The 10031-nt window shown below is 71.6% G+C and carries 3 protein-coding genes; 1 reads left to right on the forward strand and 2 read right to left on the reverse strand.

Annotated elements, in window-relative coordinates; all coding sequences use genetic code 11:
* Positions 1-441: 441 nt before the first annotated feature.
* A complete protein-coding gene (locus RMO85_RS05355) occupies positions 442-1089 on the reverse strand; it encodes a hypothetical protein (RefSeq protein ID WP_310527048.1) in 648 nt (215 codons plus the stop codon).
* 256 nt (positions 1090-1345) lie between these two features.
* On the opposite strand from RMO85_RS05355, the gene RMO85_RS05360 reads away from it, so the two are divergent.
* Complete coding sequence (locus RMO85_RS05360; RefSeq protein ID WP_310527051.1) at positions 1346-4774, forward strand: hypothetical protein; 3429 nt, start codon at positions 1346-1348, stop codon at positions 4772-4774.
* A 28-nt stretch (positions 4775-4802) separates the two neighbouring features.
* On the opposite strand, the gene RMO85_RS05365 is transcribed toward RMO85_RS05360, so the two are convergent.
* The gene (locus tag RMO85_RS05365; protein WP_310527054.1) at positions 4803-10019 is read right to left on the reverse strand and encodes a carboxyl transferase domain-containing protein; all 5217 of its coding nucleotides are present in this window, start codon (positions 10017-10019) and stop codon (positions 4803-4805) included.
* Positions 10020-10031 lie beyond the last annotated feature (12 nt).

Genomic DNA, 10031 nt, shown 5'->3' on the forward strand with positions numbered 1-10031 from the left:
TGGTAGTCCTTGTGTATCAACGCCGCCATGCCCTCAAGGTCGTGGGCGTTGGTGCGCTCGACCATCTCCTGGATGACCTCTAAACCGGTTGCTGCCATGTCTCCCTCCTTGTCTTTGCGACCCCACTGACAAGGATCCCACGGCGGCCCTGACCCACACCGTGGATGAATCCGATCAGGATGGCCCGGGACCCGAGCCACCGACCGTGGTGCGGGCCTCGGCCGTGGTGCGGGTGCGGACGAGGTGGACGCATCCGGATCTGCCGCGATGATGGCGTCAAGGTGTCACGAAATGCTGAGGTCGCAGAGTGTCGCAGGTGCACGTCCCGGTTCCGGCACGTGCCCACCACCCGAAAACCGCAGGTCCGCCTGTGGTTTCTTCCAGTTTTCGGGCTATCCCCCCTCCTCAGTCTCCCTCGGCCTCGTAGGGGAACTGGGCCCGTCAGCCGAGGCGGTCGAGCGCGAGCCCACCCAGGTCCAGCACAGGACCCTGCGGAGGACGGACGTCGGCGAACGAGACGTCGAGGACCGACACGGTCCGACCGACCCGCACCGCCAGCACCCGGCGCCAGGTGGCGCTCCCGAAGGAGAACCAGCCGATCAGCATCCCGGCCGACTGGTCACCGACGCGCGGCGGCTGCCACGCGCGGTTCTTGAGAAGGACCCGGCCGCCCTCGCCGTCGTCAGTCCGCACGTCGCCGACGCAGGCCTTGCTGAAGTGTCGGTAGCGGCCCACCACGGAGCGTGCCTGCGCGCGGGTGTCGAACCGCACCAGGTTCTGGTCGATGAGGACGACCGAACGCCGGCGCGCGCCGGTGGACAGGCCGCCCAGGATGCGGGTCGAGCCGCGCACCACCTGTCCCTGGTCCTCGCACCCACGCGGCGCGAACAACGGCGAACGCAGCACCACGCGCGAGGGCTGCCGCAGCGTCGGGTAGACACTCTCGTAGTCGCCGAGGGTGAGCAGGTGCTGGCGGGTGAGCTGGTCCGGCACGGCGGCGCTCCCGGGTGGTGGCACGACCAGGAGGGCACCGAGGCTCGACAGCAGGATCGACAGCAAGATCGCCAGCATCCGGGCGTGGTTTCGCATCCCGCCAGCATGCTCCCTGGTCATCCGCCTGCGCAACGGGTGCCCGAATGCGCGAGATCTGCACGGCCCTCGCAGTCGCGGTCGCCTGTTCAGGCTGAGCTTCGGCCCCCGTGAAGGGTCCTAAGACGAAAGTCCCATAGACGCCTTGCTCCGGGCACTCCTATCGTGGCCGCGGCGCCATCTCCCGTCGTCCTCGCACGCGCTCTCGAATGTTGCGACCCCTGCGGCCCCTGACGTCCTCACAGACCGGCAGGCGATGGGAGGTCTCGCGATGATGGGCCGTGGTGCCAGTGTCAGGACCGCGACGGCGCGGGCCTTCGTCTCCGTCCTGGTGACGATTCTCGCGCTGGTGAGCCTGAACGGCACGGCCGGTACGGCGTCTGCCGTACCGCCCGCCGCTCCGATCCTGCAGGGGCCCGCGGAGGGCGCCAGTGTCACCATCCCCTTCGCCATCTCCTGGTCGGCGGTGACCGCAGCGGGTGGCTACAACTGGGAGCTCAGCCGGTCCTCGACCTTCAGCTCGGTGGTCGAGCGGAGCCCGTCGCTGCTGCCAGGGGCGGCGACCACCGACGACGTGGTCAGCGGCCTGCCCTCGGGCACCTACTTCTGGCGCGTGCAGGCGGTCAGCCGCAGTCTCGAACCGGGCGCCTGGTCCGTCGCCCGCAGCGTGGTCGTCACCGGGGCAGGGGCCGGGGTGCCGGGCGCACCGACGCTCGACCCGCCCCGGGACGCGACCCGGTTCCACCCCTTGGAGACCATCACCTTCTCGTGGAGCGCTGTCCCAGGGGCGGTCAGCTACATCCTCCAGGAGTCCACCGACCCGGACTTCCCGGTGGACACACGCGTACGGCAGGTGGACATCCCGGGGACCACCGAGCGCATCTCGCTGAACTCCTCCAACCAGGGCAGCTTCCAGGCCCGGGTCCTGGCCGTGAACGCGGACGGGCTGGTCGGCGCGCCGTCGAACCGGGTCGCCTTCAGTGTCAGCGACACCAATCCGCTGCCCGCCCCGCCCACCCTGCTGGGGCCGGCCAACGGCACCACCCGCCAGCTTCCGCTGACCCTCTCGTGGACCCACGTCTCGAACCATCAGGACGACGGCTACCAGGTCCAGGTCTCCAGCAGCTCCGCCTTCACCTCGATCGAGACGTCGTTCCGTACCAGCGACAACCAGCAGATCGTGCCGACGCTCACAGCCGGCACCAAGTTCTGGCGGGCCCGCTCGCAGCACGGCTACGTCGGCTCGACCGAGGCCTACACCGACTGGTCGGCGACGGGTACGTTCACGATCTCCCCCCAGACCCTGGGGATGGGAGCGGTGACCTTCCCCGCCCGGAAGTTCAGCGGTGGCGAGGCGCGGGGAAGTATCGACCTGACCGGGCTCGCACCGTCGGGTGGCGCGACGGTCGAGCTGACCACGAGCCACCCGGCGCTGCTGCCCGAGCTTCCGACCTCGCGTCAGATTGCGGCGGGCAGCTCGTCGGTGAACGTCCTCGTGGCTCCCACCGGCTTCCCCAACTCCCTGCGCGGGATGCGGGTCGGGTTCGTGACGACGCCGACACCGGTCACCGTCACCGCCACGTACAACGGGACCTCCGCCTCCACCACGATCACGCTGCTTCCCCCCACGCTCAACGACACGCCCCTCCAGCTGTTCCCGGTGAAGGCGACCGGTGGCGCGGACCTCCTGGGGATCGTGGACCTCGAGGTGGGCTGCTTCGCCGGCTTCTGTGACGGGCTTGCCCCTCCGGGCGGCTTCACCGTTGACCTGTCCAGCTCCTCACCGGCAGCCATCGTGCCTGCGACGTACACCATCTCGGCGGGCGCCGGCGGTGACTCGTTCCCGATCCGCACCACACCCGTGGCGAAGCGCACCCAGGTCACGATCTCGGCCCGCGCCGGCGGGGTCACCGCGAACTGGTTCCTCACCCTGACGCCCTCGCCGGAGCCCGACAGCCTGACCCTGGTGCCCGCCTCGACCACCCTCGGCTCCCAGGGGCAGGTCCTCATCCCGCTCTCTGAACTGGCCGGCCACGACCAGCGGGTCCAGGTGACCAGCAGCAACCCGGCTGTTGCCTCGGTCCCGGAGTTCGCCACGATCAACGCCTCGACGGAGCTGGGCCGCTTCGACATCGCCACCGGCCCTGTCGACGCGCCGACGAACGTCACCATCTCGGTGACCGGCCGCGGGGTGACCCGGTCGACCACCCTGACGGTCTCGCCCAGCCTGCCGGTGCTGACCGGGCTCAGCGTGAACCCGAGCAGCGTGACCGGCGCGACGCCCTCGACCGGGACGGTCACGCTCGGGAGCGCCGCCCCCTCCGGCGGGGCGAGCGTCAGCCTGGGCAGCAACCTGCCGGGTTCGGCGAGCGTCCCGGCGACGGTGACGGTGCCCGCGGGAGCGACCAGCGCCAGCTTCGAGGTCACCACGTTCCCCGTGGACAACACCACCGTCCAGCTCTCGGCGACGCTGGGCACCGCGACCCAGTTCGCAGCCCTGAGCATCACCCGCTCCGCGTCGGTGTCCCTGAGTGCCTTGACCCTCAGCCCGACGACCCTCGTGGGCGGCAGTTCCTCGACCGGGACGGTCACGCTGAGCGCGGCCGAGCCTTCGGGCGGGACCGTGGTGTCCCTGTCCGACGACTCGGCGGCGGCCAGCGTGCCGGCCAGCGTCACCGTGGCCGCCGGGTCGACCAGCCGCACCTTCACGGTGAGCACCAGTGCCGTCGCGGCGCCGACGCCCGTGGTCGTCTCCGGTTCCGCAGGGGGAGTGACCCGAAGCGCGACGCTGACCCTGAACCCGCCCATCCCGGCGGCACCGACCCTCATGAGCCCAGGCGACGGCGCGACGGGACTGGTGCAGCCGGTGACCCTGGACTGGAACGACGTGGCCAACGCGACGAGCTACGAGGTCCGGGTCGACGACACCTCGACGCTGTCGGCGCCCTACGTCGCCAACCCGACCGTCAGCGTGTCCCAGGCCGTCGTCAGCGCGCTGCCGGCTCGTCAGCTGTGGTGGCGGGTGCGGGCCAGGAACGCGGCCGGTGTCTTCGGGCCGTTCTCCTCGACCCGCAGCTTCACCCCGCAGGCGAGCACCGGCACCACGCCGACGCTCTCCTCGCTGGCACTCGCACCGACGAGCGTGACCGGTGGTGCCTCCGCTACCGGCACCGTGACCCTCACGGCGGCTGCTCCTGCCGGGGGGACCGCGGTGAGCCTGACGAGCTCGAACGTCGCGGTGTCGGTGCCCACGAGCGTCACCGTCCCCGGTGGTCAGACCAGCGCGAGCTTCACGGCGACCACCAGCAGCGTGAGCACGCAGACGTTGGTGACCGTCACGGCCAGTACTGCCGGCGCCTCCCGGACGGCCACCTTGACCCTCAACCCGCCCTCCTCCGGCACGCTCGCGGCTCCGTCGCTGGTGTCACCGGCGGTGGACGCCCTCTTCTCCGTGGGCCAGAACATCGTCTTCGACTGGACAGACGTCACCGGGGCCGCCGGCTACACCATCGCGATCGACGACCAGGACACCTTCGCCTCCCCGACCGTGCTGCGCACGGTCACCACCTCGACGTTCTCCACGAGCGCTCTCCCCGCCGCGCGCATGTGGTTCCGGGCTCGAGCCCTGGACGCAGCAGGTGTCCCCGGGGCCTGGTCGGGCGCTCGCCGATTCGAGGTTCGCTAGGCGTACGGACCCAGGACGGTCCGGCGCGTCACCCGCCTGAGCCGTCGAGTCCTGCCTCGATCGCCTCGATCACCCGCGGCCGGAGCCGGGCGACCGAGATCACCTCGTCCACCGAGCCCACCCGGACGGCCCGGTGGATGTCGTGGACGCCGTCGAACTCGGCGGCGACCTCGCCGATCTTCTCCGGTCGAACCGTGGCCCTCAGGTCGGCGAGCTCGACGACCAGGCGGCTCCGCTGCGATCCCGTGGCGTCGGCGATCCTGGCCTCGGCCTCTCGGACGCGGGGGTCGGCCGACGTACGCCGCTCGACCTCGCCGGCGAACACGACCGCGGCCGCCGGGGCACCACCGATGACCGAGGCGAACGACCCCTCGAGGGCGAGCACGGTCATGTTCGGGTTCAGGGCCTTGGAGAAGACCACGAACGCACCGCCGTGGTAGCGCGAGATGACGCAGAAGACGATCGGGCCGGCGAAGTTGACGATCGCCCGGCCGATCTCCGCGCCGTACTCCAACTGGAGGCTGCGCATCGAGTCGGGCGAGCCGTCGAAGCCGGACAGGTTCGCCAGCACGACGAGCGGGCGGTTCCCGCTGGCCGCGTTGATCGCCCGGGCCGCCTTCTTCGAGGAGCGCGGGAACAGGGTGCCGGCGGTGTAGATGTCGGGTCCGTCCGTCGGCGGAAAGCCCCGTCGAGGGACGGGCCGCGACTCGATCCCGAGCAGGCACACGGGATAGCCCCCGAGGTGGGCGTCCTGGACCACGGCGGTGTCCGCGTCGGCCATGCCGGCCCAGCGCTCCAGCGTCGGGTGGTCCTGGTCGGCCAGCGCCCGCATCACGGTGCGGATGTCGAAGGCCTTCTTGCGGTCCGGGTTGGCGGCCGCGGAGAAGATCTCCCCGACGGTGGTGAAGTCGCTGTCGATGCACGCGTGGGGGTACGACGAGACGTCGCGCTCCGTCGGGTCGGTGGTGGCGGCCCGCCGCGGACGCGACTCACCGGGCACGACGTAGGTGTGGTCGTAGTGAGCCATCAGTACGGCGAAGGCGCCGGCCAGGTCGGGTGCCCAGTACTGCGCCTGCCCGTTCGGGCCCATCACCCGGTCGTAGCCGCCGATGCCGAAGTTGTCCTCGGCGGAGACGCCCCCGGAGAAGTCGAGCGACTGCTTCCCGGTCAGCACCATGGCGCTGTCCGGGGTCATCACCAGGATGCCCTTGGTGTGCATCAGCATGGTGGCCTCGGCGTTCCAGTACGGCTGCGCCCCCACGTTGATGCCGGCGACGACGACGTTGATCTCCCCACCCGCCTGGGTGAACTCGATGATCCGCTTCAGCCCCGCCGCCACCCAGTCCATGTTCTCGGTGCCGGAGTCCATCGAGATCCGGGCGCCCGCGGACAGCGCGAACCACTCCAGCGGCACCTGCATCCGCTCGGCGAGGTCGATGGCCGCGATGATCCGTGAGCACTCCGGCTCCGAGACCGCGCCCAGCGCCCTCGTCGGATCACCGCAGAGCACCACCCGGGTCACTCCCTCCGGGTGCAGCGTGGTCGGCGTCGTGACCACGGCTGCCAGGATGCCGGCCTTGTTCAGGCCCGGCGGTCGGGTGACGGGCGCCAGGGCGCCGGTGTCGTCGAGGTCGTACTCGACGAAGCCCCCGTCGGGACCGGTGAGCACGCCGGCGAGCTCATAGGGGTAGACCAGACCGCGACGCCGGGCGCGCACGACGTTGCCGGTGTACTCGTCGAGGGGCTGGAGAGGTTCGGTCGGCGGCGCCTCCAGGGACGCCGTGACGCCGGCGCCGGGCCGGGCGTGGAACCTGATGGCGATCGGCGTGGCCGTGCCGTCCGCGCCCACCACCCGTCCCTGCGCGACCACCTCGGCGATGCCGGCGCCGTCGGTGAGCGGCGTGATCTTGCCCTGCAGTGCGGTCAGCTGCTCCGGGTCGGCCTCGACGTCGGGCCACACCTGGACCCACACGTGGTTGGAGTCGAGCCTGCTGCCAGCGGCGCCGCGCGACGTACGCACGCGGCGGATCGCCTCGAGGCAGTTCTCCACCGCCCGCTCCGCGTGGGGGAGAGCGGTCACCCGTCCCTCCTCGTCGCGTACGACGGCCAGCTGGCGCACCTGCGCCAGCGCCACGAGCCGACGGTCGGCGGGGTTCTCCCGGGCGACACACTCGTAGAGGAGCACGTCCTCCGGTGCGTCGATGCGGCTGACCACGAAGTTGCGCAGCCGCCACAGGTCGAGCCGGCGCCCGACCATGGGATGCACCCCGCGGACCAGGTCGTCCTCGACGACGCCGCCGTCCGGAAGCGGACGGTAGGTGAAGTAGTTGACCGCGCGGCCCGCGCCCGGGCAGACCGCGACCGCGATCCGGCGCAGGTGTTGGGCGAACGGGAGGGCGCCGACGATGCGACCGAGCTCCTCGGCGGCCGTCTCCGGCGACTCCGGGGCCGCGGGCCAGTGCACGTAGAGATCGATCACCGCATCGTCCCCGGCGCCGCGGGCCGCCACCTCCTCGCCCATCGTCCGGTTCAACGAGCTGTCGGGGTCGGTGAGCTCGGCCATGGTCCCGAGCGTCGACACCAGTCGGGTGGGCCGGTCGTCGAGCGTGTAGTCGGCCAGCACGAAGGTGCGGCTCGCACGCGGCACGGACGCGAGGCCGTGCAGGTCGTGCTCGCGGTAGTGGCGCCGGACCAGCACCTCGAGCAGCGGCTCCTGCTCGGGTATGCCGTCCTCGAGCCGCTCGGCCAGGAACCTGACGATCTGCTCGGGGATCGCCGCCAGCGCGTCGATCCGCTCGGCGCGGTCCGGGGCGTCCGGATCGGCTGCCAGGGCGGCGACCTCGTCGCGGACACCGGCCAGGACGCTGGAGCGCTCGGCGTCGACGAGTGGTTGGTCGAACCACCGGAAGCGGGCGCTGCGGGCCAGGTCACCGACGACCGGGAACCGCAGCTGGGTGGACCTCACCAGACGCTCGAGCAGGTCGCGCGCGGCGCCGGCGAGCTCCTCGGTCGGCGGCGGCTCGGCGATCCAGCGCTGCAGGAGCTCGGTCGCCAGCAGCACGTCGGGGGTCGAGCGCTGCTGCGCGAGGAACATCCGGAACACCGCCTCCTCCAGCTGCGGCGTCCGGTCCGTGTCGGTGACGCCGTAGTGGGCCAGCACCCGCGCCAGCCGGTCGCGGAACTGGTCGGGCAGTCCGCCACGATCCACGTCGAGGCTCTGCAGGAACGTGTGGAAGTGCTCCTTGGAGCTGTGCACGCGGAGCTCGGTGTGCAGGTCCTCGCCGGCCGGGCGGTTGCGCCCGAGCTCGGCCAGGTCGGCGAAGAGCCCGAGGAGCTCGATCTCGTCGCGCACCACGTCGCCGCCGGCCCTCAGCAGGTCGTCGCGAGCAGCCAGGTAGTCGAGGATCCGGGCACCCTCGTCGCTCGGGTCGACGTCGTAGCCCATCAGGATCGCCGCGACGTCCGCGCGCGTGTGCGCGGCACGCTCCGCCGCAGAGTCTCCGAAGGAGGGCGGGGGCAGGTCGAGGGCGGGCGCTGCTTCGTCGGGGGGCGCCGCCACGTCGGCGTCGTCGTCCTCCACGGGCTCGAGGCGCACCAACGGGGCGCCGGTCTCGACCTGGCTGCCCGTCATCACCAGGAGCTCGCGGACCCGGGCCGCGAACGGCGCGCGCACGGCCGTCTCCATCTTCATGCTCTCCAGCACCAGCACCGGGGCGCCGGCTTCGACCAGGTCGCCGACCGCGACAGGCGACGCGACCACCAGCGCGGGCGCGGGCGAGCGCAGCACACCGCCCTCGTCGCGGGTCACCCGGTGGGCGACACCGTTGACCTCGATCATGTGCACGGGCCCATGGGTGGCGGTGACCAGGCGATAGAGCTCGCCGCCGACGGTCATCCGGGTGCGGAACTCGTCCCCCCGCTCGACATCGGCGACCACGTCGTGCTCGACGCCTGCGGCAGCAACGCGCACCCGGAACCGATGTGGGCCGATCTGGAGCACCGTGACCTTGTACGCCGTGCCGCGGAGCTTGAAGTCGACGGCTCGGCCGACCTTGTGCTGCACCTGGGGCCGGCCGCCGTGGGCGCTCATCAGCAGCCGGGTGATCTCGACCTGCTCCTCGTCCTCGTAGGCCTCGATGCCCGCCGCGACGACGGCGATCCCGGAGTGCTCGTGGACGACCAGGCGTCCCTGTGACCGGACACGGTCGATCCATGCGGTGTCGGCCCAGCCGCTCTTCCCGTCGATCACCTCGGACTGGTCGAGGAGGTCGAGGATGAAGCTCTTGTTGGTGGCGCCGCCCTCGATCACCACGGTGGTCTCCGCCATCGCGCGCCGCAGCCTCGCCAGCGCCTCGGCGCGGGTGCGGCCGTAGGCGATGATCTTGGCGATCATCGAGTCGAAGTCGGCTGGGATCGTGTCGCCCTCGCCGACGCCGGTGTCGACGCGGATGCCGGGCCCCGACGGCAGGTCGAGCAACACGATCCGGCCGGGCGACGGGGCGAAGTCGCGGTCCGGGTCCTCGGCGTTGAGCCGGGCCTCGACCGCATGCCCCTTCTCGGGCGGCTTCAAGCCCTCGAGCCGGCCACCGGCCGCCACGTGCAGCTGTGCCGTGACCAGGTCGAGGTCCGTCGTCATCTCGGTGATCGGGTGCTCGACCTGCAGGCGCGTGTTGACCTCGAGGAAGGCGAACGACCGCTCGCCCGGGTGGTAGAGGAACTCCACCGTCCCCGCGCCGACGTACCCCACGGCGATGGCCAGCCGCTCGGCGGACGCCTTCACCTCGTCGGTCTGGTCGGAGTCGAGCAGCGGCGAGGCCGACTCCTCGATCACCTTCTGGTTGCGCCGCTGCACGGTGCAGTCGCGTACGCCGAGCGCCCATGCCGTGCCGTGGCCGTCGGCGATCAGCTGCACCTCGACGTGTCGCGCCCCGATCACCAGGCGCTCGAGGAAGACCACGCCGCTGCCGAAGGCACGCTCGGCCTCGTCGCGGGTGCGCTGGTAGGCGTCCTCGAGCTCGGCCGCGGAGTCGACCCGGCGGATGCCCCGGCCGCCGCCACCTGCGGTCGCCTTGAGCATCAGCGGATAGCCGACGCGCTCGGCCGCGGCCAGCGCGTCGTCCAGCGTGTCGACGCCGCCCCGGCTCCACGGCGCGACCGGCACCCCCACCTCTTCGGCGAGGAGCTTGGAGCCGATCTTGTCGCCCAGCCGGCGCATCGCGTCAGCGCTCGGGCCGATGAAGGTCACCCCGAGGCGCTC

Origin of the sequence: Nocardioides sp. (assembly GCF_031422975.1) — a bacterium.
Taxonomy (GTDB): Bacteria; Actinomycetota; Actinomycetes; order Propionibacteriales; family Nocardioidaceae; genus Nocardioides.